The 23430-nt window shown below is 68.8% G+C and carries 19 protein-coding genes; 11 read left to right on the forward strand and 8 right to left on the reverse strand.

Features of this window, described 5'->3' with window-relative positions; genetic code table 11:
- Positions 1 to 9 precede the first annotated feature (9 nt).
- Positions 10 to 753 (reverse strand): DUF1194 domain-containing protein, encoded by a 744-nt coding sequence (locus KHC19_RS03700; protein ID WP_213350659.1) that lies wholly within the window; start codon positions 751 to 753, stop codon positions 10 to 12.
- Between the two features lie 127 nt (positions 754 to 880).
- On the opposite strand from KHC19_RS03700, the gene KHC19_RS03705 reads away from it, so the two are divergent.
- Positions 881 to 1201: a winged helix-turn-helix domain-containing protein gene (locus KHC19_RS03705; protein WP_213350661.1), complete on the forward strand. Its 321-nt coding sequence runs from the start codon at positions 881 to 883 to the stop codon at positions 1199 to 1201.
- A gap of 40 nt (positions 1202 to 1241) precedes the next feature.
- On the opposite strand, the gene KHC19_RS03710 is transcribed toward KHC19_RS03705, so the two are convergent.
- Complete coding sequence (locus KHC19_RS03710) at positions 1242 to 2687, reverse strand: helix-turn-helix domain-containing protein (RefSeq protein WP_213351034.1); 1446 nt, start codon at positions 2685 to 2687, stop codon at positions 1242 to 1244.
- 368 nt (positions 2688 to 3055) lie between these two features.
- On the opposite strand from KHC19_RS03710, the gene KHC19_RS03715 reads away from it, so the two are divergent.
- The 10 genes from KHC19_RS03715 to KHC19_RS03760 all read left to right on the forward strand — a co-directional run bounded on the left by KHC19_RS03715 (position 3056) and on the right by KHC19_RS03760 (position 15573).
- Positions 3056 to 4588 (forward strand): acyl-CoA carboxylase subunit beta, encoded by a 1533-nt coding sequence (locus tag KHC19_RS03715; protein WP_213350662.1) that lies wholly within the window; start codon positions 3056 to 3058, stop codon positions 4586 to 4588.
- Between the two features lie 147 nt (positions 4589 to 4735).
- Positions 4736 to 6751 carry an acetyl-CoA carboxylase biotin carboxylase subunit gene (locus tag KHC19_RS03720; protein ID WP_213350663.1) on the forward strand — a complete coding sequence of 672 codons (2016 nt, stop codon included), beginning with the start codon at positions 4736 to 4738 and terminating at the stop codon, positions 6749 to 6751.
- A 177-nt stretch (positions 6752 to 6928) separates the two neighbouring features.
- Positions 6929 to 8794 (forward strand): methylmalonyl-CoA mutase family protein, encoded by a 1866-nt coding sequence (locus tag KHC19_RS03725; RefSeq protein ID WP_213350664.1) that lies wholly within the window; start codon positions 6929 to 6931, stop codon positions 8792 to 8794.
- A gap of 43 nt (positions 8795 to 8837) precedes the next feature.
- Positions 8838 to 10991 carry a methylmalonyl-CoA mutase gene (gene scpA, locus KHC19_RS03730; RefSeq protein WP_213350666.1) on the forward strand — a complete coding sequence of 718 codons (2154 nt, stop codon included), beginning with the start codon at positions 8838 to 8840 and terminating at the stop codon, positions 10989 to 10991.
- Positions 10992 to 11249: 258 nt separating this feature from the next.
- Positions 11250 to 12005 (forward strand): GntR family transcriptional regulator, encoded by a 756-nt coding sequence (locus KHC19_RS03735; RefSeq protein ID WP_213350668.1) that lies wholly within the window; start codon positions 11250 to 11252, stop codon positions 12003 to 12005.
- Positions 12006 to 12008: 3 nt separating this feature from the next.
- Complete coding sequence (locus KHC19_RS03740) at positions 12009 to 12806, forward strand: transporter substrate-binding domain-containing protein (protein ID WP_213350670.1); 798 nt, start codon at positions 12009 to 12011, stop codon at positions 12804 to 12806.
- A 332-nt stretch (positions 12807 to 13138) separates the two neighbouring features.
- Positions 13139 to 13810, forward strand: a complete 672-nt coding sequence (locus KHC19_RS03745; protein WP_213350671.1) for an amino acid ABC transporter permease — start codon at positions 13139 to 13141, stop codon at positions 13808 to 13810.
- Between the two features lie 10 nt (positions 13811 to 13820).
- Positions 13821 to 14480, forward strand: a complete 660-nt coding sequence (locus KHC19_RS03750) for an amino acid ABC transporter permease (RefSeq protein WP_213350673.1) — start codon at positions 13821 to 13823, stop codon at positions 14478 to 14480.
- Positions 14458 to 15186, forward strand: a complete 729-nt coding sequence (locus tag KHC19_RS03755; protein ID WP_213350675.1) for an amino acid ABC transporter ATP-binding protein — start codon at positions 14458 to 14460, stop codon at positions 15184 to 15186. The genes KHC19_RS03750 and KHC19_RS03755 overlap by 23 nt, the downstream gene beginning before the upstream one ends.
- A gap of 45 nt (positions 15187 to 15231) precedes the next feature.
- Positions 15232 to 15573 (forward strand): (2Fe-2S) ferredoxin domain-containing protein, encoded by a 342-nt coding sequence (locus KHC19_RS03760; protein WP_246548134.1) that lies wholly within the window; start codon positions 15232 to 15234, stop codon positions 15571 to 15573.
- Positions 15574 to 15575: 2 nt separating this feature from the next.
- On the opposite strand, the gene KHC19_RS03765 is transcribed toward KHC19_RS03760, so the two are convergent.
- The 6 genes from KHC19_RS03765 to KHC19_RS03790 form a co-directional block, all read right to left on the reverse strand.
- Positions 15576 to 16568 carry an FUSC family protein gene (locus KHC19_RS03765; RefSeq protein ID WP_213350677.1) on the reverse strand — a complete coding sequence of 331 codons (993 nt, stop codon included), beginning with the start codon at positions 16566 to 16568 and terminating at the stop codon, positions 15576 to 15578.
- A 3-nt stretch (positions 16569 to 16571) separates the two neighbouring features.
- On the reverse strand, positions 16572 to 17552 hold the full coding sequence (locus tag KHC19_RS03770) for an HlyD family secretion protein (protein WP_213350679.1): 981 nt from the start codon (positions 17550 to 17552) through the stop codon (positions 16572 to 16574).
- A 92-nt stretch (positions 17553 to 17644) separates the two neighbouring features.
- Entirely contained in the window at positions 17645 to 19363 is a 1719-nt protein-coding gene (locus KHC19_RS03775) for a dipeptide ABC transporter ATP-binding protein (protein WP_246548135.1), read from the reverse strand.
- A gap of 11 nt (positions 19364 to 19374) precedes the next feature.
- Positions 19375 to 20250, reverse strand: coding sequence for an ABC transporter permease (locus KHC19_RS03780; protein ID WP_213350680.1), 876 nt, complete (start codon positions 20248 to 20250; stop codon positions 19375 to 19377).
- 10 nt (positions 20251 to 20260) lie between these two features.
- Positions 20261 to 21286: an ABC transporter permease gene (locus tag KHC19_RS03785; protein WP_246548230.1), complete on the reverse strand. Its 1026-nt coding sequence runs from the start codon at positions 21284 to 21286 to the stop codon at positions 20261 to 20263.
- Positions 21287 to 21737: 451 nt separating this feature from the next.
- A complete protein-coding gene (locus KHC19_RS03790; protein WP_213350681.1) occupies positions 21738 to 23366 on the reverse strand; it encodes an ABC transporter substrate-binding protein in 1629 nt (542 codons plus the stop codon).
- Positions 23367 to 23430: the final 64 nt, after the last annotated feature.

Consider the following 23430-nt stretch of genomic DNA (forward strand, 5'->3'; position numbering starts at 1 on the left):
CGGCCGACGTCACGGCCGGCTCTCCGCCATCCGGTCCGGCCTCGGCGCCCCCGCGATCTCGCGGATCAATTTCCGCCGGACCGCGGCGGGAAAGGCCTCGGCCGAGCGCACCGGCTCGACAAAAGCATTCTCCCCGCCGATCACCTCTTCGATGAAATAGCGGATGAGCTGATCGGGGGGGAAGGTCGTCTCGTCCTCCACCGCGTCCTTGTAGACCAGCGGCAGGCCGTTGATGGTGATGCCGCGCCTCACCACCTCGGCGCGGACCCGGGCGAGTGCGCGGCCGCGATTGCTCAGCCCATCGCCGGAAAGGTCGATCACCCGCCGCTCGCCGGCATAGCCGCCCCGCCCGAACAGGTCGGCGCAGAACCAGAGCGCATCGCCCATGGCGGTGCCATAGGTGAGACGCCCGGGCGAGACTCGGGCGAGGCGGTCGGCGAAATCGACGGAGGCCGCGGCACCGTCGATCAATGTCCAGGGCAGGACGATCTGCGCGCGCCTTTCCCCGCCCCACTCCACATAGGTGACGGCGATGCGCCCCCGGCGTCCCTGGCGGATGGCGCCGATGACGGCAGCGTCGCGAAACGCCGCCGCGAAGCCGGCAAGCTGGAGCTTCTTTTCCCCACGATCCATCGAGGTGGAGACATCGGTGGCCAGCAGCTCCAGATCGACCTCCATGGGCGGCCCCGCCTGTGCCGGTCGCGGCGGCGCCTGCGCGAGCGCCAGCGACAGCGCCAGCCAGCCCGCGAACACACACCACCTCCGCATGGCGCCCCCTCGCCTTTTGGACACGGGGATCAGCCCGCTGGGCCGGAACGTTGCGCGCCAATTGTTGCAGTAGTGTTTGAACTCCCGGCAGGGCGGGCAGGGGGACGGCGCGATGACGGGGCGCTCATTCGACGGCGTCACCTTCGACGAGGGGTTCCTGTTCGCCACCCGCGGGCCGGGCGACGAAATCCGCTTCACCCGTTCCGAGCGCGCCGTGCTGAGGGCACTGACCAGCAATGCGCGGCGGGTGATGAGCCGTGGCCAGTTGCTCGACGCCATCGCCGGCATCGATGCGAACTCCACCGACCGCAGCGTCGACTTCATCATCAACCGCCTTCGCGCCAAGCTCGGCGACCGGGCAAGGGCCCCGCGCTTCATCGCCACGCAATATGGCGAGGGCTATGTCTGGATCGCCCGGCCAAGTCGCATGTGAACGGCCGCATATGACCGGCGGTATGTGACCGGCCGCGCGCTCAGAAGCGCAGCTCGTCCTTCACCTCGAACGGCACCACGCCGCGCCGGTCGGGATCGAGCACGATCTCGCGGTCGAGCGGCGGGAAGGCCCGGTCCGGGCAGGAAGCGCGCGGGCAGATGCGGCAATTGACGCCGAGCGGCGCCACCGCCGCCGCCTTGAGGTCCAGCCCGTCGGCATAGACGATCTCCCCCGCATAGGAGAGCTCGCAGCCGATGCCGAGCGCGTAGCGCCGCTCGCGCTGGCCGAAGCGCTGGACAGGCTTCACCGTTCCCCGCGCCAGGCAGAGATAGCGCACCCCGTCCGGCATCTCGCCCAGTTGCGCCAGCGGCCGCGAGGGCTGCTCGAAGGCCTCGTGCACGTTCCACACCGGGCAGGCGCCGCCATAGCGGGCGAACTGGAAGCGGGTGGCGCTGTGCCGCTTGATGACGTTGCCGGCGCGATCCACCTTCAGGAAATAGAACGGCACGCCTTTCTCGCCCGGCCGCTGCAAGGTGGAGAGCCGGTGGCACACCTGTTCCAGGCTGGCGCCGGTGATGGAGGTGAGCAGGTCGAGATCGTGCCGCTTCTCGCGCGCCAGCCGCGCGAAGCGGCGATAGGGCAGGATGAGCGCGCCGGCATAATAGTTCTGCAGGGACAGGCGGCAGACCTCGCGGGCGGCGCTGCTGCGAAAGCCCGCCTCCGCCACGTGCCGGTCGATCAGTTCGCTTTGCTCGAAACGGGCGACGAGGGTGGCCAGGCGGAAGATCCGGCTGGCCGGATCCAGCCCCCGCGCCAATGTCGCCACCCGGCGGTGACGGTCGAAGCGCAGCAGCGGCGCCTCGACCGCATCCGGCGGCGCGCTCTCGACGCCGATGTCGTGACGCTCGCGCAGATGCCGCTCCAGCACGGCGCCGGCATCGGGGCGAGCGAAGAGATCGAGCGCGGCGCTCTTCTCCTCCGCCGCCCGGTCGAGGCCGTCGACGTAGTTGTCGATATAATGGAAATGGTCGCGCACCTCGTCATAGGGCGCGAGGTTGCGCGTCTCGCCATCCGCCTCGCCGCTGGCGACCGCCACCTCGTCGAGCGCGGCGCGGCGTTCCACCATCCGCCGCATCGCCCCGTGCAGGCGCAGGAAGGCATGGGCGAAGGCCGGGGCATGGGTGGTGGCGTTCTTCAGGTCCTGCAGGCTCGGCTCCAGGCCGCGGAACACCGGATCGGCCAGCGCCTCGCGCAGGTCGGCGACGATGCGGTCGAGGTCGTCGGCGCCGAAGCGGGTGATGTCGAGATCGAAGGTCCGGCCGATGGCGAGCAGCACCGCGGCGGTCAGCGGACGCTGGTTGCTCTCGATCTGGTTGATATAGCTCGGCGACAACGAAAGGCGGCGCGCGAAGTCCATCTGGGTAAGGCCCAGCCTTTCGCGCAGATTGCGCACCGCATGGCCGGCAAATACCTTCTTGGACATGATACCTCCGCGGAGATGATCGTGGGAACGCCGTCATCCGACCAGCTTCCCTCTCCCCGCCCGAACTCGGCTGCTGCCGAAGTCGGTTCCGGCAAGGTCGAAACTGGCAACATCCGGTTTCGACGGAGAGGTGGCCCGCGCAGCGGGTCGGTGCGGAGAGACGCCATTTGAGGGGTGTGGAAGGCCCCTCACCCCAGCCCTCTCCCCATTGGGGAGAGGGAGCAGGGCCGGCTCTCTCGCTTCGCGCATCGACCTTGTGAAATTTTTACAGTTTTACGATCCGCATTTTCACAGCTTATCGTGCGGGTCACAAGGGCTTAGAAGAGACGAAGCGACCGGGCGCCACATGCGCGCCCCGAAAGGTGCGGGCCATGAAGCATATTCTCGACGAACTCGACCACCGTCGCGCCGAGGCGCGTCTCGGCGGCGGCGAGAAGCGCATCGCCGCCCAGCACAAGCGCGGCAAGCTCACGGCCCGCGAACGCATCGAACTTCTGCTCGACACCGGCTCCTTCGAGGAGTTCGACACCTTCGTCGAGCATCGCTGCACCGATTTCGGCATGGAAGCGACCAAGATCCCCGGCGACGGCGTCGTCACCGGCTGGGGCACGGTGAACGGCCGGCAGGTCTTCGTCTTCGCCAAGGACTTCACCGTGTTCGGCGGCTCGCTGTCGGAAAGCCATGCCGCCAAGATCACCAAGATCCAGGACATGGCGCTGAAGACCCGCTCGCCGATCATCGGCCTGTTCGATGCCGGCGGCGCCCGCATCCAGGAAGGCGTCGCCGCGCTCGGCGGCTATGGCGAGGTGTTCAAGCGCAACGTCACCGCCTCGGGCGTCATCCCGCAGATCTCGGTGATCATGGGACCCTGCGCCGGCGGCGACGTCTACTCGCCGGCGATGACCGACTTCATCTTCATGGTGCGCGACACCTCCTACATGTTCGTCACCGGCCCGGACGTGGTGAAGACGGTGACCAACGAGACCGTCACGGCGGAAGAACTCGGCGGCGCCAAGGTGCACACGACGAAATCCTCGGTGGCCGACGGCGCCTTCGACAACGACGTCGAGTGCCTGTTGCAGATGCGCCGGCTGATCGACTTCCTGCCGGCCAACAACCGCTCCGGCGTGCCGCAATGGCCAAGCTTCGACGATGGCGAGCGGCTCGATCCCTCGCTCGACACGCTGGTGCCGGACAATCCGAACAAGCCCTACGACGTCAAGGAACTGATCGCCAAGGTGGTGGACGAGGGCGATTTCTTCGAGATCCAGCCCGCCTTTGCCGCCAACATCGTCACCGGCTTCGGCCGGGTGGAGGGGCGCACGGTCGGCATCGTCGCCAACCAGCCGATGGTGCTGGCCGGCGTGCTCGACAGCGACGCCTCGCGCAAGGCGGCGCGCTTCGTGCGCTTCTGCGACGCCTTCGAGATCCCGATCGTCACCTTCGTCGACGTGCCGGGATTCCTGCCCGGCACGGCACAGGAATATGGCGGGCTGATCAAGCACGGGGCCAAGCTGCTGTTCGCCTATTCGCAGGCCACCGTGCCGCTGGTGACGGTGATCACCCGCAAGGCGTTCGGCGGCGCCTATGACGTGATGGCGTCCAAGCATGTCGGCGGCGACGTCAACTATGCCTGGCCGACGGCGCAGATCGCGGTGATGGGCGCCAAGGGGGCGGTGGAGATCATCTTCCGCGCCGATATCGACGATCCCTCGAAGATCGCCGCCCGCACCAAGGAATATGAGCAGCGCTTCCTCTCGCCCTTCGTGGCGGCCGAGCGCGGCTATATCGACGAGGTGATCACCCCGCGCTCCACGCGCAAGCGCATCGCGCGGGCGCTCGCCATGCTACGTTCCAAGCATGTCGAGGCGCCGGCCAAGAAGCACGACAATCTGCCGCTGTGACACAACAGGGCACCGTCATGCCCGGGCTCGGCCCGGGCATCCACGACTTCCACCGCAACGCGCGTCCAGTCCAAGATGTGGATGGCCGGGCCAAGCCCGGCCATGACGTCGCCTCCAGTTGAAGCCGGGCATCCGAGGATCCGTCGCATGTTCAAGAAAATCCTCATCGCGAACCGTGGCGAGATCGCCTGCCGCGTCATCAAGACCGCCCGCCGCATGGGCATAAAGACCGTCGCGGTCTATTCCGACGCCGACAAGGACGCGCTGCACGTCGCCATGGCGGATGAAGCCGTGCCTATCGGCGCCGCGCCGGCCGCGCAGTCCTACCTGCTGATCGACAGGATCATCGACGCGTGCAAGCAGACCGGCGCCGAGGCGGTGCATCCCGGCTACGGCTTCCTCTCCGAGCGCGCCGCCTTCCCGCAGGCGCTCGCCGCCGAGGGCATCGTCTTCATCGGCCCCAATCCGGGAGCCATCGAGGCGATGGGCGACAAGATCGAATCCAAGAAGGCGGCCGCTGCCGCGAAGGTCTCGACCGTGCCCGGCTATCTCGGGGTGATCGAGGACGCCGAGCAGGCCGCGAGGATCGCCGACGAGATCGGCTATCCGGTGATGATCAAGGCCTCGGCCGGCGGCGGCGGCAAGGGCATGCGCATCGCCCATTCCCGCGACGAGGTGCAGGACGGCTTCGACCGCGCCCGCTCGGAGGCGAAGTCCTCCTTCGGCGACGATAGGGTGTTCGTCGAGAAGTTCATCGTCGATCCCCGCCACATCGAGATCCAGGTGCTCGGCGACAAGCACGGCAACGTCGTCTATCTCGGCGAGCGCGAATGCTCGATCCAGCGCCGCAACCAGAAGGTCATCGAGGAGGCCCCCTCGCCGCTGCTCGACGAGGCGACGCGCCGGAAGATGGGCGAGCAGGCGGTCGCGCTCGCCAAGGCGGTGAACTACGACAGCGCCGGCACGGTGGAATTCGTCGCCGGGCAGGACAAGAGCTTCTACTTCCTGGAGATGAACACCCGCCTGCAGGTGGAGCATCCGGTCACCGAGCTCGTCACCGGCATCGACCTCGTCGAGCAGATGATCCGGGTCGCCGCCGGCGAAAAGCTCGCCATCGCGCAGAAGGACGTGACGCTGAAGGGCTGGGCGGTGGAGAGCCGCGTCTATGCCGAGGACCCCTACCGCAACTTCCTGCCCTCCATCGGCCGGCTCACCCGCTACCGCCCGCCGGCGGAAGGGGTGCGCGAGGGCGTCACGGTGCGCAACGACACCGGCGTCTATGAGGGCGGCGAGATCTCGCTCTATTACGACCCGATGATCGCCAAGCTGATCACCCATGCGCCGACGCGGGCGGAGGCCATCGCGGCGCAGGCGGACGCGCTCGACGCCTTCGTGCTCGACGGCATCCAGCACAACATCCCCTTCCTCTCCGCGCTGATGGACCATCCGCGCTGGCGCGAGGGGCGGCTCTCCACCGGCTTCATCGCCGAGGAATACAAGGGCGGCTTCACCGGCGCCGCGCTCACGCCGGCGCTCGCCCGCACCCTCGCCGCGGTGGCGGCGGTGATCGACAATATCGGCAATGCCCGCAAGCGCTCCATCACGCACCAATTGCCGGGGCGCACGGTGATGTTCCAGCACCGGCGGGTGGTGCGGCTCGGCGAGGTGTCGCTTCCCTGCGAGGTGGACCGCGCCGCCGGTGGCTATATCGTCACCTTCCTCGACGAACATGGCCGGCCGGCCGGCACCCATGAGCTGCGTTCCGGCTGGAAGCCGGGCGAGCCGGTGTGGCAGGGCGTCTTCGACGACGAGCGGATCAGCGTGCAGGTGCGCCCGCGGCTCAACGGCGTGACGCTCGGTTATCGCGGCGTCTCGGTGGAGGCGGTGGTCTATACCGAGCGCGAGGCCGAGCTCGCGGCGCTGATGCCGGAGAAGGTGGCCGCCGGATCGGGCAAGCAGCTGCTGTGCCCGATGCCGGGCCTCGTCGTTTCCATCGCCGTCGCCGAGGGGCAGGAGGTGAAGGCCGGCGAAGCCCTCGCCGTGGTCGAGGCGATGAAGATGGAGAACGTGCTGCGCGCCGAGCGCGACGCCACGGTGAAGAAGGTGCTCGCCAAGGCCGGCGACAGCCTCGCGGTGGACGCCGTGATCCTCGAATTCGCGTGAGAACCTGACTCGTCGGGAGGGGAGTTGGCCAATGACAACGGTTTCTCCCTCTCCCCATTGGGGAGAGGGGTCTTCTTCGCTCCGCAATGTCGTCGCCCCTCACCGACCCGCGGCGCGGGCCACCTCTCCCCAACGGGGAGAGGGAAAGAAAGAGTCGGATTGCATGGAGCCACGTCCATGACCCTCGATCTCGACCTCGGCAGCTTCCCTGCCGCCAGCCGCGAGGATTGGCTGGCGCTGGTCGAGGGCGTGCTGAAGGGCGCGCCCTATGAGCGGCGCATGGTGGCGCACACGCTCGACGGGCTGGCGCTCGACGCGCTGCCGCCGCGCCGGTCGCACGCCGGGCCCGTCGCGGCGCGGCCGGCGGGGACGGCCTGGAAGGTGCTGACCCGCATCGACCACACCGACCCGGCCGCCGCCAATGCGCAGGCGCTCGAGGATCTGGCGAACGGCGCCGACGGGCTCGCCCTGATGTTCGCCGGCGCGCCCTCGGCCCGCGGCTTCGGGCTGCCGGTGACGCGCGAGGCCATCGCGGCGGCGCTCGACGGGGTGATGGCCGATCTCGTCACGCTGCGCGTCGAGGCCGGGCGCTTCCAGGGCCGTGACATCGCGCTGGCGCTGGCGGCGTTGCTGGAGCCGCACGACCCGGCGCGGCTCGACATCCGCTTCGGGCTCGATCCCATCGGCGACCTCGCGGCACTCGGCACCGCGCCGATCGAGTGGGACGCGCTCGGCGCCCGGCTCGGCCAGACCGTCGCCGCCCTGCGCTCGCGCGGCTTTGCCGCGCCGATGGTGCGGGCGGACGGGCGCCTCCACCACGCCGCCGGCGCCACCGACGCGCAGGAGCTTGCCGCCGTGCTGGCGACCGCCGTCGCCTATCTGCGGGCGCTGGAGGCTTCCGGCCTCGCTATCAAGGAGGCCGCGCCGCTGATCGAGGCGACGCTGACCGCCGATGTCGACCAGTTCCTCACCCTCGCCAAGCCGCGGGCGTTGCGGCTCCTCTGGGCGGCGGCGCTGGCGGCTTGCGGCATCGAGAGCCCGCCGCCGCTGGCGGTACATATGGAGACCGCCTGGCGCAGTCTCACCCGGCTCGACCCGCACACCAATCTGCTGCGCGGCACCCTCGCCGCCTTCGCCGCCGGGGTGGGCGGCGCCGACAGCGTGACGGTGCTGCCCTTCACGCAGGCGCTGGGCCTGCCGGACGGCTTCGCCCGGCGGCTCGCCCGCAACACCCAGTTGATCCTGATCGAGGAATCCAACCTGCACCGCGTCGCCGATCCCGGCGCCGGCGCCGGCGCCATCGAGGAGCGGACCGAACAGCTCGCCGCCGCGGCCTGGGACCTGTTCCGCGCGGTGGAAGGCGAAGGCGGCCTCGTCGAGGCCCTGCAATCCGGCAGCTGGCAGCGGCGGATCGCCCAGGCGCGGGCGGCGCGGGCGACGGACGTCGCCACCCGCAAGGCGCCGATCACCGGCACCTCGGAATTCCCGCTGCTCGGCACCGCGGTGCCGGCCGTGCTGGCGCCGCTCCCCCGGCTCGACGCCGCCCCGCCGGCGGAAGGCGCGCTGCTGGTGGAGCCCCTCGTTGCCCACCGCCTCGCCGAGCCCTTCGAGGCCTTGCGCGCCGCCGCCGAGCGGGCCGAACCGCGCCCGGCGATCTTCCTCGCCACGCTCGGCACGCCGGCCGACTTCACCGCCCGGGCCGGCTTCGCCCGCCACCTGTTCGAAGCCGGCGGCCTCGCCGCCCTGCCTCATGACGGCGCCGACGACGACACGGCATTGGCCACCACCTTCCGCGCCTCCGGCGCCCGGCTCGCCTGCCTGTGCTCCTCCGATGCGCTCTATGGCGACCGCGCCGCTGCCGTCGCCGGCGCGCTGAAGGCGGCGGGGGCGCTGCGGGTCTATGTCGCCGGCCGGCTGCCCGAGCGGGAGGACGGACTGCGCGCGGCCGGGGTGGACGGCTTCGTCTTTGCCGGCGGCGATGCGCTGGAGATGCTGCGCGCCGCCCATGGCGCGCTCGGGCTGAAGCCGGGAGCGGAACCATGACCGCCCGCCGTGCTTTCCTTTCCTGCGGTCTGGAGGCCTCTCGATGAGCCGTATCCCGGATTTCGCCGGCCTCGGCTGGCGCGCCCCGCGCCGGCCCGCCGTGCCGGCGACGGCGGCCCCGTGGCCGACCCCGGAAGGCATTGCGGTGAAGGGCGCCTACGGCCCGGCCGACCTCGCCGGCCTGCCCTTCGTCGACAGCTATCCCGGCCTCGCGCCGTTCCTGCGCGGGCCGTATCCCACCATGTACGCCACCCAGCCCTGGACGATCCGGCAATATGCCGGCTTCTCCACCGCCGAGGATTCCAACGCCTTCTACCGGCGCAACCTCGCCGCCGGCCAGAAGGGGCTGTCGGTCGCGTTCGATCTCGCCACCCATCGCGGCTATGACAGCGACCACCCGCGCGTCGCCGGCGATGTCGGCATGGCCGGGGTGGCCATCGATTCCATCCTCGACATGCGCACGCTGTTCGCCGGCATTCCGCTCGGCGAGATGAGTGTGTCGATGACCATGAACGGCGCGGTGTTGCCGGTGCTGGCGCTCTATGTCGTCGCCGCCGAGGAGCAGGGGGTGCCCCCGGCGCGGCTCTCGGGGACCATCCAGAACGACATCCTCAAGGAGTTCATGGTCCGCAATACCTATATCTACCCGCCCGCGCCCTCGATGCGGATCATCTCCGACATCTTCGCCTTCACGTCATCGGCGATGCCGCGCTTCAACTCGATCTCGATCTCCGGCTACCACATGCAGGAGGCCGGGGCGACGGCCGACCTCGAGCTCGCCTATACGCTGGCCGACGGCCTCGACTATGCCCGTGCCGGCATCGCGGCGGGGCTGCCGATCGACAGCTTCGCGCCGCGGCTCAGCTTCTTCTGGGCGATCGGCATGAACTTCTTCATGGAGGTCGCCAAGCTGCGCGCCGCCCGGCTGATCTGGGCGAAGCTGATGGCCGATCTCGGGGCGCAGAACCCGAAGTCGCTGCCGCTGCGCACCCATTCGCAGACCTCCGGCTGGAGCCTCACCGCGCAGGACGTGTTCAACAACGTCATGCGCACCATGGTCGAGGCGATGGCGGCGACGCAGGGGCACACCCAATCACTGCACACCAACGCGCTCGACGAGGCGCTGGCGCTGCCCACCGACTTCTCCGCCCGCATCGCCCGCAACACCCAGATTCTGCTGCAACAGGAGAGCGGCACCACCCGGGCCATCGACCCGTGGGGCGGCTCGTTCTTCGTGGAAAGGCTCACCGCCGATCTCGCCGCAAAGGCGAGCGCGCATATCGCCGAAGTCGAGGCGCTGGGCGGCATGGCGAAGGCCATCGAGGCCGGCATCCCCAAGCTGCGCATCGAGGAGGCGGCGGCAACCACGCAGGCGCATATCGATGCCGGCGCGCAGACCGTGGTCGGCGTCAACAAGTACCGCCCCGACCGCGAGACGCCGATCGACGTGCTGAAGGTCGACAACTCCGCCGTAAGGGCGGCGCAGCTGGAAAAGCTGAGGCGCCTGAAGGCCGAGCGCGACCCGCAGATGCTGGAGACGGCGCTCGACGCCCTGCGCGAGGGCGCCGCCGGCGGCGGCAACCTGCTGGCGCTCGCCATCGACGCCGCGCGGGCGCGGGCGACGGTAGGCGAAATCTCCGATACGCTGGAGAGCGTGTTCGGCCGGCACCGCGCGGAGATCCGCGCCGTGTCGGGCATCTATCGGCGGGAGGCCGGGCAGATGGGCGACAAGGTGGCGCGGGTGCGCCAACGGGTCGAGGCCTTCGAGGCCGAAGAGGGCCGGCGCCCACGCATCCTGGTCGCCAAGGTCGGGCAGGACGGGCACGACCGCGGCCAGAAGGTGATCGCCTCCGCTTTCGCCGATCTCGGCTTCGACGTCGATATCGGCCCGCTCTTCGCCACCCCGCAGGAAGCGGCGCGCCAGGCGGTGGAGAACGACGTCCACGTCATCGGCATCTCGTCGCTGGCGGCGGGCCATCTCACGCTGGTGCCGCAGGTGAAGGCGGCGCTGGACGCCGAGGGACGGCCCGACATCATGATCGTGGTCGGCGGCGTGGTGCCGCCGCAGGACCATGACGCGGTGCGCGCCGCCGGTGCCGAGGCGATCTATCCGCCCGGCACGGTAATCGCCGAGGCGGCGGAAGAGCTCGTCGAGGCCATTGCCCGCCGGCTCGGGCATAGCCGGGCAGCGGCATGAGCAGAAAAACGGCAGAAACCGACTGCTGATGCCGCGATAGGCATGGACCCGGCGGAGGGGGCCGGCGCCTCCTTCATCCGCTCCCGGCGGCAAGTAGCCGCGATAGAGCCGATGTCGCCGACGTATCCCCCGTAAGCGAGTTGCTCCCGCCTTAAGACCGCCTGACGACCGCGGCCACTGAGAGCAGCGTCCGCCCCTTCCGACTTTGGCACAACGCTTGCTTGACAGCCTTGTATACAAGGCTGCGAGCCCAGCGTGATGAACCCGTCCACCGCCAATATCGAGGAAGCCATCCTCTCGGCCATCCTCGCCGGCCGCATCCCGCCGGGAACCCGGCTCGGGGAGCAGAAGCTCGCCGACCTGTTCGGCGTCTCCCGCACCCGCGTGCGCGAGGCGATGATGCGGCTGGAGACGCGCGGCATCGTGCAGGTGAGCGCGCGGCGCGGCTGGTTCGTGGTCGAGCCCTCCGCCGACGAGGCGCGCGAGGCGTTCCAGACCCGTCGCGTCATCGAGACCGGGCTGTTGCAGACCGTGCGCGAAGTGCCGCCGCCGGTGCTGGCGAGCCTCAAGGAACATGTCGCCATCGAGCGGCAGGCCATCGAGACGGGAGACGTGTCGTCGCGCGCGTGCCTGCTCGGCGACTTCCACATCCACCTCGCCGATGCGCTGGGCAACCGGATGCTCACCGAGATCATCCGCGACCTCACCGCCCGCACCACGCTGATCTCCATGCTCTACCAGCCGACCGAGAAGGCGGCGGAATCCAGCCACGACCACGAGGACATCGTCGCGGCGATGGAGGCCGGCGACCTCGCCGCCGCCGCCCGGCTGATGGAGGAGCACATCGGCAAGGTGGAGGCGGGGCTCGACCTCTCCGCCAAGCCCGATCCGCTCGCCTCGCTGCGCGAATTGCTGACCCCGTCGACCTTCAACGACGTGGCTCCTTCCATGCCGCACGCCCATGGGGTCGCGGTGCCGCATGCGCCTCACCATCCATCGAAGACAGAGGACTGATCCATGAACCGCCGCACGCTTCTCGCCCTTCTCGCCGGCGCCGTGGTCGCCGCACAGGCGCTGCCCGCCCTGATCCCGCCGGCGCATGCCGACGCGCTGGCCACCATCGAGGCGGGCAAGGTCATCCGCATCGCCGTGCCGCAGGACTTCCCGCCCTTCGGCAGCGTCGGCGCCGACATGGCGCCCAAGGGGTATGACGTCGACGTCGCCAGGCTGATCGCCGACAAGCTCGGCGTGAAGCTGGAGCTGGTGCCGGTGACCAGCGCCAACCGCATTCCCTATCTCCAGACCAGCAAGGTCGACCTCGTCATCTCCTCGCTGGGCAAGAACGCCGAGCGCGAGAAGGTGATCGACTTCTCCACCGCCTATGCGCCGTTCTTCAACGGCGTGTTCGGTCCCGCCGATGCGGCGGTGAAGGAGGCCAAGGACCTCTCCGGCAAGACTGTCGGCGTCACCCGCGGCGCGGTGGAGGATCTGGAGCTGACCAAGATCGCTCCCGCCGATACCACCATCAAGCGCTACGAGGACAATAACGGCACCATCTCCGCCTTCCTGTCCGGCCAGGTCGACCTCATCGCCACCGGCAACGTGGTCGCCGCCGCCATCCTCGCGCGCAACCCGCCGAAGAAGCCGGAAATCAAGTTCCTGATCAAGAACTCCCCCTGCTTCATCGGCCTCAACAAGAACGAGCCGGCGCTGCTGGCCAAGGTCGACGCCATCATCGCCGACGCGAAGAAGGACGGCGCGCTCGACGCCATCTCGCAGAAGTGGCTGGGCGCCAAGCTGCCGGCGGATCTGTGAGGCTGCCGGGCCCGGCAGGGCGATGTCCTGCGCGGTACTTCCGCCGTAGGTATCTCCTGACAGCCAGCACGTCGGGATGAGGGTAAACGGACGCCATCAGCACCGGATCTCTTTCCTGCCCTCTCCCCGTTGGGGAGAGGTGGCCCGCGCAGCGGGTCGGTGAGGGGGGACGACACTGGGAAGCGCCGAGCCCCCTCACCCCACCCCTCTCCCCGACGGGGAGAGGGAGCATCCCGGTGGCCCCGTCGCCTGACACGCGTTCCCACGGGCTGGCCTCTTCCCCGGAGAGGCCTTCCAGCTTCCCATCACCCCACCAGCGGGAGTTCAGTGCCATGAACTACGCGTTCGATTTCGGCTGGCTGGCCGATTACTGGCCGGTGCTGCTCAAGGGCATCGGCATCACCGTCGAGCTCACGCTGGTCGGCGGCGTGCTGGGGATCGGCCTCGGCATCGCCTGCGCCTGGGCGCGGGCGCTCGGTCCCGGCTGGCTCAAGCCCATCGTCGCCGCCTATGTGGAGATGATCCGCAACACGCCGTTCCTGATCCAGCTGTTCTTCATCTTCTTCGGCCTGCCGGCGCTCGGGCTGCGCATGGGCGAATTACCGGCCGCCAACCTCGCCATGGTGATCAATCTCGGCGCCTATGGCTGCGAGATCATCCGCGCCGGAATCCAGGCGACGCCGCGCGGCCAGTTCGAGGCCGGCGCCAGCCTCGGCATGAGCCGGATCGAGACCTTCCGGCATGTGGTGCTGGTGCCGGCGCTGCAGCGCATCTGGCCGGCGCTGTCGTCGCAGATCGTCATCGTGATGCTCGGCTCGGCGGCGGTGTCGCAGATCGCGGCGGAGGATCTCACCTTCGCGGCGAACTTCATCCAGTCGCGCACCTTCCGCGCCTTCGAGACCTATGTCGCCGCGACGCTGATCTATCTGGCGCTGGCCATCGCGCTGCGCCAGCTGCTGCGCGGCATCGGCTGGACCATCTTTCCCAAGCGCGCGGCACGGTGAGGGAACGGCGATGAGCGACTTCACCACCTGGGACATCCTGCGCAACCTCCTCCTGTCGGCGCGCTGGACCGTCCTGCTCTCCATCGTCTCCTTCGTCGGCGGCGGCCTCGTCGGCGGCGCACTCCTGTTCGCGCGCATCGGCAAGGGGCGGCTCGGGCCGGCCTTCGCCAGGACCTATATCGAGCTGTTCCAGGGCACACCGCTGCTGATGCAGCTGTTCCTCGCCTTTTTCGGCCTCGGCCTGTTCGGCATCGACGTGCCGGCCTGGCTCGCCGCCGGGGTGGCGCTGATCCTGTGGACCGCCGCGTTTCTCGCCGAGATCTGGCGCGGCTGCGTCGAATCCATCGCCAAGGGCCAGTGGGAGGCATCCTCCTCGCTCGGCATGGGCTATCTGCAGCAGATGCGCTGGGTGATCCTGCCGCAGGCGCTGCGCATCGCCGTGCCGCCCACGGTCGGCTTCTCCGTCCAGGTGGTGAAGGGCACGGCGCTCACCTCGATCATCGGCTTCGTGGAGCTCTCCAAGGCCGGGACCATGGTGACCAACGCCACCTTCGAGCCCTTCACCGTCTACGGCTTCGTGGCGCTGATCTACTTCTGCCTGTGCTGGCCACTGTCCAAGTCCTCCCAGATCCTCGAGAGGAAGCTCAATGTCGCTCATCGAAATCACTGAGGTGAAGAAGCGCTTCGGCGACAACGAAGTGCTCAAGGGCATCAATATCGACGTCGAGCCGGGCGAGGTCATCGCCATCATCGGCAAGTCCGGTTCCGGCAAGTCGACGTTGCTGCGCTGCATCAACGGGCTGGAGACCATCGACGAGGGCTCCATCTCCGTCGCCGGCGCGCAGTTGCTGCCGGACGAGCTGCACCTCAAGGCGCTGCGCCTCAAGGTCGGGATGATCTTCCAGGGCTTCAACCTGTTCCCGCATCTCACCGCCGGCCGCAACGTCATGCTGTCGCAGATGGTGGTGAAGAAGACGCCGAAGGCCGAGGCCGAGGTGATGGCCAAGAAGATGCTGGAGCGCGTGGGCCTCGGCCACAAGTTCGACGCCTACCCGGACCAGCTCTCCGGCGGCCAGCAGCAGCGCGTCGCCATCGCCCGCGCGCTCGCCATGCAGCCCATCGCCCTGCTCTGCGACGAGATCACCTCGGCGCTCGACCCGGAGCTGGTCAACGAGGTGCTGGCGGTGGTGAAGGAGCTCGCGAGCGAGGGCATGACGCTGATGATGGTGACGCACGAGATGCGCTTCGCCCGCGACGTGTGCTCGCGCGTCGTGTTCATGCATCAGGGCCGGGTGCACGAGATCGGGCCGCCGGAGGAGGTGTTCGCCGCCCCGAAGACGCCGGAGCTCAAGCAGTTCCTCGGCGTGACGCACTGACGGACGGCGCTTCACTTCCGATCCGCCGCGTGGCAGACCGGCGCCATGAAACCGATGAAGCCCATCGCCTCCGACTGGACCGACGTGGTGCTGGTCTGCCGCAAATGCGCGAAGAAGCTCAAGAAGGGCTTCGGCGAGGAGGGCGACGACCGCCTCGCCCCGGCGCTGCGCGACGCGGTGGCCCGGCGCGAGGGCGGCAAGCCGGCCAGGAAGCCGCGCCGGAAGGGTGCCCATGTCGCCGTGGTAGAGGTGGATTGCCTCGGCGTCTGCCCGAAGGGCGCGGCGGTGGTGGTGCCGGCCGGCATGCCGGAGCGCTGGCGGCTGGTGCGGCGCGGCGACGACCTCGCGAGCCTTCTCGACGAGATTGCCCCGGCGCGCCGGCCCTGAGCTCAGCCCTTGCTCGCTTCCTCGGCGGCGATCTGCCGGGCGTTCAGCGCCCAGACCAGCGTCGTCATGATGCTGACGCCGATGACGATGCCGACCAGCCGCTCCACCGGCGGATCGAGCGTGACCGGCGGGCCGGTCGACACCAGCGTGACCAGATAGGCGATGGCCGACTGGGTACCGATATAGGTCTGCGCCGACTTGGCGAGATGGACGCGGGCGAAGAAGAACACGCCGAGGAACAGCGCCGTCGCCCACCACCATTCCTCGGTGGCGTCGAGGCCGATCACCACGAGCCCGGCGGTGCCGCCGATGATGCAGCCGACGATGCGCTGGAAGCCGCGATGGCGGGAGGCCACCGGGTCGGCGTCGATGAGCACGAGGCAGGAGATCAGCACCTGCGGCAGCTGCGGCAGCGCGAAAAGCGACCAGGCCACCACCAGCACCGATGTCCCGAGCGCGGCGATGAGCGATTGCTTCAGCGCCCCCTCATGCGTGGCGGTGGTGGGGGTGGCCACGAGATGGCCGAGCTCGCCGGCGCGCGGGCCCAGCGCCCAGTTCGCCAGCGTGCCGCAGGTGACGCCGATGCCGATCTCGTAGCAGCGGTTCCAGGCGAGGGAATAGAGGTCCTGCGGCTGCTGCATGGTGTAGAGCACCACCAGCGCGAAGGTGATCCCGCCATAGAACCAGGCATAGCCATAGGTGCTGCGCTGGCGCCCATAGGTGCTGATGCCGGCCGCCAGCGACGCGAACGCCATCTGCTGGACCGGCAGTCCCTCCAGCCACTGCCCGGCCAGATAGCCGAGCGACACCCCCACGATGGTGCCGGTGATGCGCAGCACCCCCTTGGTGAACAGCTGGTCGCGGTCGACATTGGCGATGATCATCACCGAGAGCGCCGCCCAGTAGGGATCGGCGAGCCCCATGGCGAGCGAGATATAGACCGCGGCGAGGACACCCGAGGCGGTGGCGAGGGCCTGGCGGGTGACGTCGTCCATCGCCTAGAACCAGATCAGCGTGCGCGCATCGGCGCCGTTGAACAGGCCGAGCCCGGCCGGCCAGTCGTCGAGGGTGATCTCGATGGGGAAGCGCTGCGGCAGCCGCACCCAGTCGGTCGTCGGCTCGACATAGGGCACCACCTGCGGATTGCTCGGCGAGCGCGACACCCCGGCGGCAACGCCGCTCACCCGCCCATAATGGATCACCCAGGGGTCCGAGCCGAGCGTCAGCCACACGCGCTGGCCCGGACGGATGCGGGCGAGGTGCCGCTCGGGCATGTTCGCCACGATCCGCCGGCGGCGGTCGGTCACGATCGCCAGCACCTCGGTGCCGGGGCTGAGATAGTCGCCCAGCCGGATGGTGAAGGGCGCGATGCGGCCGGCCTCCGGCGCCCTCATCGTGGTCTTGGAGAAATCGTACTGCGCCTTGTCCAGATCGGCCTTGGCCGAGGCGATGGTAGCGCCCGCCACCACCACCCGGCGGTTCGACACGTCGAGCGCCGCCTGGGCGGTCTGCACATTGGCGGTGGCGGTGGCGACGTCGCGGGTGGCGACGTCGAGCGACGCCTCGGGCGAGAAGCCCTCGGTGGACAGCGATTTCACCCGGCCGAGCTGGGCCTGCGCATTGGTCAGCACCGCCTGGGCCGAGGTGACGCCGGCCTTGGCCGAATTCACCTCGTCGCGGGCGAGCTCCAGGTCGGCCTGCGCCTGCTGCAGCGCCGCCTGCGTCTGCTCCACCTTGAGCCGATAGGGCGTCTTCTCGATCTCGAACAGCAATTGCCCGGCGGCGACCGACTGGTTGTTCTGCACCGCCAGCCGCGAGACCGGCCCCGCGATCTCCGAGGAGACCACCAGTATGTCGCTCATCACATAGGCATCGGCGGTATAGGCAAAGAAGCGGACGCTGATCTCGTACAGCACGAACAGCGCCACGATGACGCCGATGATGAGCTTCACCGGATGGCGCAGCAGAGCCGTGAACATGCAGACCGAATCTCCGCCGCCCCCGCGACGGGGCCCGCGGCATCATCGCGGCTTTGGCAGGTGAGCTCAATCCGCCGCGAGCGCTACCGCGCTCAGATCGGCGGATGCGGAATCGACGCCAGCAATTCGCGCGTATAGTCCGCCTTGGGCGCGGTCATCACCGTCTCGGTGGCGCCCGCCTCGACGATGCGCCCGGCGCGCATCACCATCACCCGGTCGCAGAGCAGGCGCACCACCTCGAGGTCGTGGCTGACGAAGATGTAGCTCATGCCCAGCCGCTGCTTGAGGTCCTGCAGCAGGTTCAGCACCACCGCCTGCACGGAGACGTCGAGCGCCGCCGTCGGCTCGTCGAGAATGACGAGATCCGGGTCCGGTGCGATGGCGCGGGCGATGCCCACCCGCGCCTTCTGCCCGCCGGAAAGCTGGTGCGGGAAGCGGTCGAGCAGGTTCACCGGCAGGCCGACGAGGCCGGCCAGTTCCTCCACCTTCGCCCTGAGCGCCTTGCCGGACAGGCCGGAACCCATCCGCAGCAGCGGGTCGGCGATGGCGCGGGCGGCGGTGTAGCGCGGGTTGAGGCTGTCGGTCGGGTCCTGGAACACCAGCTGGATGCGCGAGCGCCATTTCGAGCCGGCGAAGCGCCTGGCCGGAATGGCCGACAACTCCTCGCCCTTGAACACGATGCGCCCGGAAGTGGGATCGAGCAGCCGCATCAGCATCATCGAGGTGGTGGACTTGCCGCAGCCGCTCTCGCCGACGAGGCCGAGGCTCTCCCCGCGCGCCACCGAGAAGCTGATGCCGTCCACCGCGCGGAACGGATCGGCCGCCGCCCCCTTGATGCCGAACGCGCCGGCGAGCCCGGTTGCGGGCGCCTGGCGCGGATATTCCTTCACCAGGTTCTCGACGACCAGCAGCGGCGTGCCGGCACCTTCCACCGGCGCGGTCGGCGCGGCAGCGGCGGGCGCGGCGTCCACCGGCAGCAGGTCGCGCAGGGTGACGCCCCTGCGCGGCGTCGCCCGCATCAGCTTGCGCGTATAGGGATGCTGCGGGGCGCGGAAGATCTCGGCGGCGGTCGCGGTTTCCACCACCCTGCCCTTCTCCATCACCATCACCCGGTCGCAATAGGCGCTCGCGAGCCCGAGATCGTGGGTGATGAGGATGGTGGACATGTTGCGCGCGCGGGTGAGCTCGACCACGAGGTCCATCACCGCCTTCTGCGTGGTGACGTCGAGGCCGGTGGTCGGCTCGTCGGCGATCAGCAATTGCGGCCGGCAGGCCAGCGCCAGCGCGATGACGATGCGCTGGCACATGCCGCCGGACAGTTCGAACGGATAGGCGTGGTAGCGCTCCTCCGGCCGGGCGATGCGCACCGCCTTCAGCACCTCGATGGCCTTCTCCCTCGCATCGGAAGGCTGCGCCTGCACATGCTCGATCAGCACGTCCTCGATCTGCTTGCCCACCTTGCGGATCGGATTGAGCGCCGCGCGCGGGTTCTGGAAGATCATCGACATCTCCCGCCCGCGCAGGGCGCGCACCGCACCCTCCGGGGCCGTGCCGATGTCGACGCCGCCCAGGGTGATCGTGCCCTCGGCGATTCGGCCGGCGCGGTCGAGAATGCGCATCACCGCAAAGGACGTGACCGATTTTCCCGAGCCGGATTCGCCGACGATGCCGAGCGTCTCGCCCTTGGCCAGCGTCAGGTCGATCTTCTCCACCGCCCGCACCGTGCCGCGCCTTGTGGCGAATTCGACGGTGAGGTCGCGCACCTCCAGCAAGGGCGGCTGCATGTGATTGGCTCCGGCATGCATGTTCATGGGAGCTCTCCTCAGGTGCGCCGCTGCGGATCGACGAGGTCGCGCAGGCCGTCGCCGAGCAGGTTGAAGCAGAACACCGCCAGCATCAGCGTCACGCCGGGAAAGAAGGCGATCCACCATTCGCCGGAGATGATGAAGGAGGCGCCCTCCGCCACCATGATCCCCCATTCCGGGGTGGGCGGGCGCACGCCCAGCCCGATGAAGGAGAGGCCGGCCGCGTTGAGGATGGCGTAGCCCATGGTGAGCGACACCTGCACCATCATGATCGGCAATATGTTCGGCGCGATGTGGCCGAGGAGAATACGCATCTCCGAATTGCCGGCGAGCCGCGCCGCCTGCACGAAGCCGGCCTCGCGGCGGATATTCGCCTCGGCGCGGGCGACGCGGACATAGAGCGGGAAATTGATGATGGCGGTGGCGATGACGATGTTGGTCACCGTGTTGCCCAGCGCCGCCACGATGCCCATCGCCAGCACGAACAGCGGAAAGGCCATGATGGTGTCGGAGACGCGGCCGACGATGCGGTCGGTCCAGCCGCCGCAATAGCCCGACGCGATGCCGGCGAAGCCGCCGCCTACGAACACCAGCGCCACCGAGGCCACCGCGATGATCATGTCGAGCCGCGCCGCCACCACCACGCGCGAGAAGATGTCGCGCCCGAGCTGGTCGGTACCGAACCAGTAGGTGGCGGAGGGCGGCTGCAGCGCCGCCGAGGTGTTGCTCGCCAGCGGGTCGTGCGGCACCACATAGGGGCCGATCAGCGCGGCAAGCGCGAACAGCGCGAACAGGCCGAAGGCGAGGCCGGTGACCGGGTTCTCGGCGACGATGTGCCGGGCATGGGAGAACAGGCTGTCCTTGGGCGCGGCGTCGGTGGCGGCAAGGGTCATGGCGCCCTCCTCAGGCTTCGATGCGCACGCGCGGATCGACGAGGCCGTAGAGGATGTCGATCGCGAGGTTGAGCAGCACGTAGAGAATGGCCATGGCGAGCACGAAGCCCTGCACCGGCGCGTAGTCGGAGGTGATCAGCGCCTCGATGGCGTAGGAGCCGATGCCCGGCCAGGCGAACACCTTCTCCACCAGCACATTGGCGCCGAGCAGGAAGGAGAACACCATGCCGAGCGTGGTGATCACCGGCAGCAGCGCGTTGCGGAAGGCGTAGCCCATCACGACCTTGGAGGGCTTCAGCCCGCTCGCCCGCGCGGTGCGCACGAAATCCGAGGCCAGCACCGAGAGCATGGAGGCGCGGGTCATGCGGGCGATCGGCGCCAGCGAGAAGATGGCGAGCGTCACCGCCGGCAGCCAGATCTGCGACCAGGCGGCGCGGAACACCTCGAGATCGCCGGCGAGCAGGCTGTCGATCAGGTAGAAGCCGGTGACGGTGTCGGGCGCGGTGTAGAAGAAGTCGAGCCGGCCCATCGGCGCCGGCGCCCAGCCGAGCTTGTAGTAGAACACATAGACCAGCAGCAGCCCGGTGAAGAACACCGGCAGCGACACGCCGGCGGTGGCGATCACCCGGCACAGATGGTCGATCCACGAGCCCTGCCGCACGGCGGCGAGGATGCCGAGCGGCACCGACACCGCCACCGAGAGGATGAGGCCGAGCAGCGTCAGCTCGGCCGAAGCCGGCAGCCGGGCGCGGATATCCTCGAACACCGGCTGGCCGGTGGTGAGCGACATGCCGAGATTGCCGGTGGCGAGGTCCTTCACATAGGCAAGGAACTGCACCGGCAGCGGCCGGTCGAGGCCGAGCTGGGCCTTGATCTCGGCAATGGCCTGCGGGGTCGCCGCCGGGCCGGCGAAATAGGCGGCGGTGTCGCCGGGCAGCACCCGCGTCAGCAGGAAGGTGACGATGACAACGCCGATCAGGCTCGGGACGGCGGTGCCGAGCCGGCGGACGATCTGCTTGAACACGGTGGCCTCCATCCAATGGTCGATGAGATGTCCGGTACGCTCCGTCCCGTCGTCATGGCCGGGCTTGACCCGGCCATCCACGTCTTGCCGCCGCCGAAGTCGTGGATGCCCGGCCCAAGGCCGGGCATGACGGCCATCCACATGTTGCTCCCGCTACGCCTTCCACGGCGTGCGGCAGTGGGGTGCCGGCGCGACCGGCTCCCTCTCGCCGCACCGAACTCGGTTGTTGCCGAGTTCGGCACTCGGAGTAGTCGCCATCGGATGCATCCGGCGGTGACTGAGAGGGGTGGGGTGAGGGGTCTTCCTGGCTTCCCAATGTCGTCCCCCCTCACCGACCCGCTAACGCGGGCCACCTCTCCCCACCGGGGAGAGGAAAAGATAGGGAGCCGCCGTCACGCTGCTGTCTCGACCCGCAGCGCATCGATACATGAGGAGAGCGTCAAGGAGACCAATCCCTGCCTCCTCACGCCTTCCTGAGCGTGCGGTAGTCCAGCTGCCGGTGGAACCAGTATTGATAGCCGGCAATCGATTTCTGCATGGCGACGCTGAGATAGGGCTGGAACACCGGCACCCGCGGCATTTCGGCGAAGGCGAGGTCGATGAAGCCGGTGACATCCTTGTCGTAGACCGGCCAGTCGCCGGCCGCGGCGGCGGCGCGGGCGCCGTCGACCAGCCTGTCCATCTCCGAATTCTTGTAGCCCATGGTGTTGAACACCGCGTTCTGGCCGTGATAGCCCCAGAAGAAGAAATATTCCGGGTAGTCGAGCCAGCCGGAGAAGAAGTTGGAGATCAGCGGCATCTCCTTCTTGGTGATCTCGCCGCGCCAGTTGGCGCCCGGGACCTTGTTCAGCGTCACCTTGATACCGATCTGGCCGAGGCTCTCCTGCACCAGCGTGCACAGCGGCTCGTTCACCACGGCCGCGCCGAGATCGAAGGACAGCGTGGTCTCGAACCCCTCCGGGTAGCCGGCCTTGGCGAGCAATTCCTTGGCCTTGGCAAGGTCGGTATTGTAGCCATGCGCCTGCGGCCACACCGGCTGGCTCACCTTGTTGGACGCCGCGCCGAACAGCGGCTTGCCGAGGCCGAACAGCACCGCGTCCATGATCTTCTGGTAGGGAATGGCATAGGCCACCGCCTGGCGCACCTCCAGCTTGTCGAAGGGCGGCTTGGTGACGTTCATGCCGATATACTGGACGCCGTTGCTGACCGGGTTGGACACCACCTTCACCTTGCCGGCCTTGTCGAGCTCGACGAAGTCCTTTGCCGGCAGGTCGAAGGAGATGTCGGCATCGCCGCGCTCGATCAGCGCCCTGCGGTTTCCGGCGGACGGCACCATGCGCCACACCACCCGCTTGATCGAGGGCGTCGGGCCGCAGGCCCATGTATCGTTGCGCTCGAAGATCACCTCGGTGCCGGAGGTCCACTTCACCACCTTGTAGGCACCGCCGCCGGCGGTGTTCTGCTTGGTGTATTCCATGCCCCACTTGTCCTGCTCGGTGGCCTTGGACTGCACCAGCTTCGAGTTGAACACCGAGGGCACGATCACCGCGAGATCCGGCATGGTCAGCCGGTCGGGGCGGATGAAGTCGACGCGGAAGGTGTGGTCGTCGACCACCACGAACTGCTCCGGCTTCTCCAGCGAGCCGGCCTTCATCTGGAAGGTCGGGAAGCCGCCCACCGACACCGCGCGGTCGAACGACCACTTCACGTCCTGCGCGGTCACCGGCGAACCGTCGTGGAAGGTGGCGTTCCGGCGCAGCTTGAAGGTGGCGGAATTGGCGGAGACGTCCCAGCTCTCGGCAAGCTCGGGCACCAGCTTGTTCTGGTCGTAGCTCACCGAGCCGTCCGCCAGCGTCTTGGTGCCGTAGCTCATCAGCCGGTCGTAGCAGTTCCACGCCACCTCATAGCCGGGACGATTGGTGCCCACCCCGTGAATGTCGAGATTGTTCGGGCCGGATTCGCTCACCAGAAGCAGCGTCTCCGCCCGCGCCGACTGGGCGCGCGCCGACGACCACACCGCCGGTGCCGCCACGCCGGTGGCGGCGAGCGAGGAAAGGGCGGAGGCGGACTTCAGGAATTCGCGACGATTCATCAGGCGAAGCTCCAGGAATGAGGCCGGGCGGCGTGGCGATGGGAACAAGCGGGGGAATGCTGGG

Origin of the sequence: Ancylobacter oerskovii, from assembly GCF_018390555.1 — a bacterium.
GTDB classification, from domain to species: domain Bacteria; phylum Pseudomonadota; class Alphaproteobacteria; order Rhizobiales; family Xanthobacteraceae; genus Ancylobacter; species Ancylobacter oerskovii.

Coding starts and splice junctions, on each gene's coding strand:
- KHC19_RS03705 (WP_213350661.1), top strand. CDS start 881: ATGACGGGGCGCTCATTCGACGGCGTCACCTTCGACGAGGGGTTCCTG.
- KHC19_RS03715 (WP_213350662.1), top strand. CDS start 3,056: ATGAAGCATATTCTCGACGAACTCGACCACCGTCGCGCCGAGGCGCGT.
- KHC19_RS03720 (WP_213350663.1), top strand. CDS start 4,736: ATGTTCAAGAAAATCCTCATCGCGAACCGTGGCGAGATCGCCTGCCGC.
- KHC19_RS03725 (WP_213350664.1), top strand. CDS start 6,929: ATGACCCTCGATCTCGACCTCGGCAGCTTCCCTGCCGCCAGCCGCGAG.
- scpA (WP_213350666.1), top strand. CDS start 8,838: ATGAGCCGTATCCCGGATTTCGCCGGCCTCGGCTGGCGCGCCCCGCGC.
- KHC19_RS03735 (WP_213350668.1), top strand. CDS start 11,250: ATGAACCCGTCCACCGCCAATATCGAGGAAGCCATCCTCTCGGCCATC.
- KHC19_RS03740 (WP_213350670.1), top strand. CDS start 12,009: ATGAACCGCCGCACGCTTCTCGCCCTTCTCGCCGGCGCCGTGGTCGCC.
- KHC19_RS03745 (WP_213350671.1), top strand. CDS start 13,139: ATGAACTACGCGTTCGATTTCGGCTGGCTGGCCGATTACTGGCCGGTG.
- KHC19_RS03750 (WP_213350673.1), top strand. CDS start 13,821: ATGAGCGACTTCACCACCTGGGACATCCTGCGCAACCTCCTCCTGTCG.
- KHC19_RS03755 (WP_213350675.1), top strand. CDS start 14,458: ATGTCGCTCATCGAAATCACTGAGGTGAAGAAGCGCTTCGGCGACAAC.
- KHC19_RS03760 (WP_246548134.1), top strand. CDS start 15,232: ATGAAACCGATGAAGCCCATCGCCTCCGACTGGACCGACGTGGTGCTG.
- KHC19_RS03765 (WP_213350677.1), bottom strand. CDS start 16,568: ATGGACGACGTCACCCGCCAGGCCCTCGCCACCGCCTCGGGTGTCCTC.
- KHC19_RS03770 (WP_213350679.1), bottom strand. CDS start 17,552: ATGTTCACGGCTCTGCTGCGCCATCCGGTGAAGCTCATCATCGGCGTC.
- KHC19_RS03775 (WP_246548135.1), bottom strand. CDS start 19,363: ATGAACATGCATGCCGGAGCCAATCACATGCAGCCGCCCTTGCTGGAG.
- KHC19_RS03780 (WP_213350680.1), bottom strand. CDS start 20,250: ATGACCCTTGCCGCCACCGACGCCGCGCCCAAGGACAGCCTGTTCTCC.
- KHC19_RS03785 (WP_246548230.1), bottom strand. CDS start 21,286: ATGGAGGCCACCGTGTTCAAGCAGATCGTCCGCCGGCTCGGCACCGCC.
- KHC19_RS03790 (WP_213350681.1), bottom strand. CDS start 23,366: ATGAATCGTCGCGAATTCCTGAAGTCCGCCTCCGCCCTTTCCTCGCTC.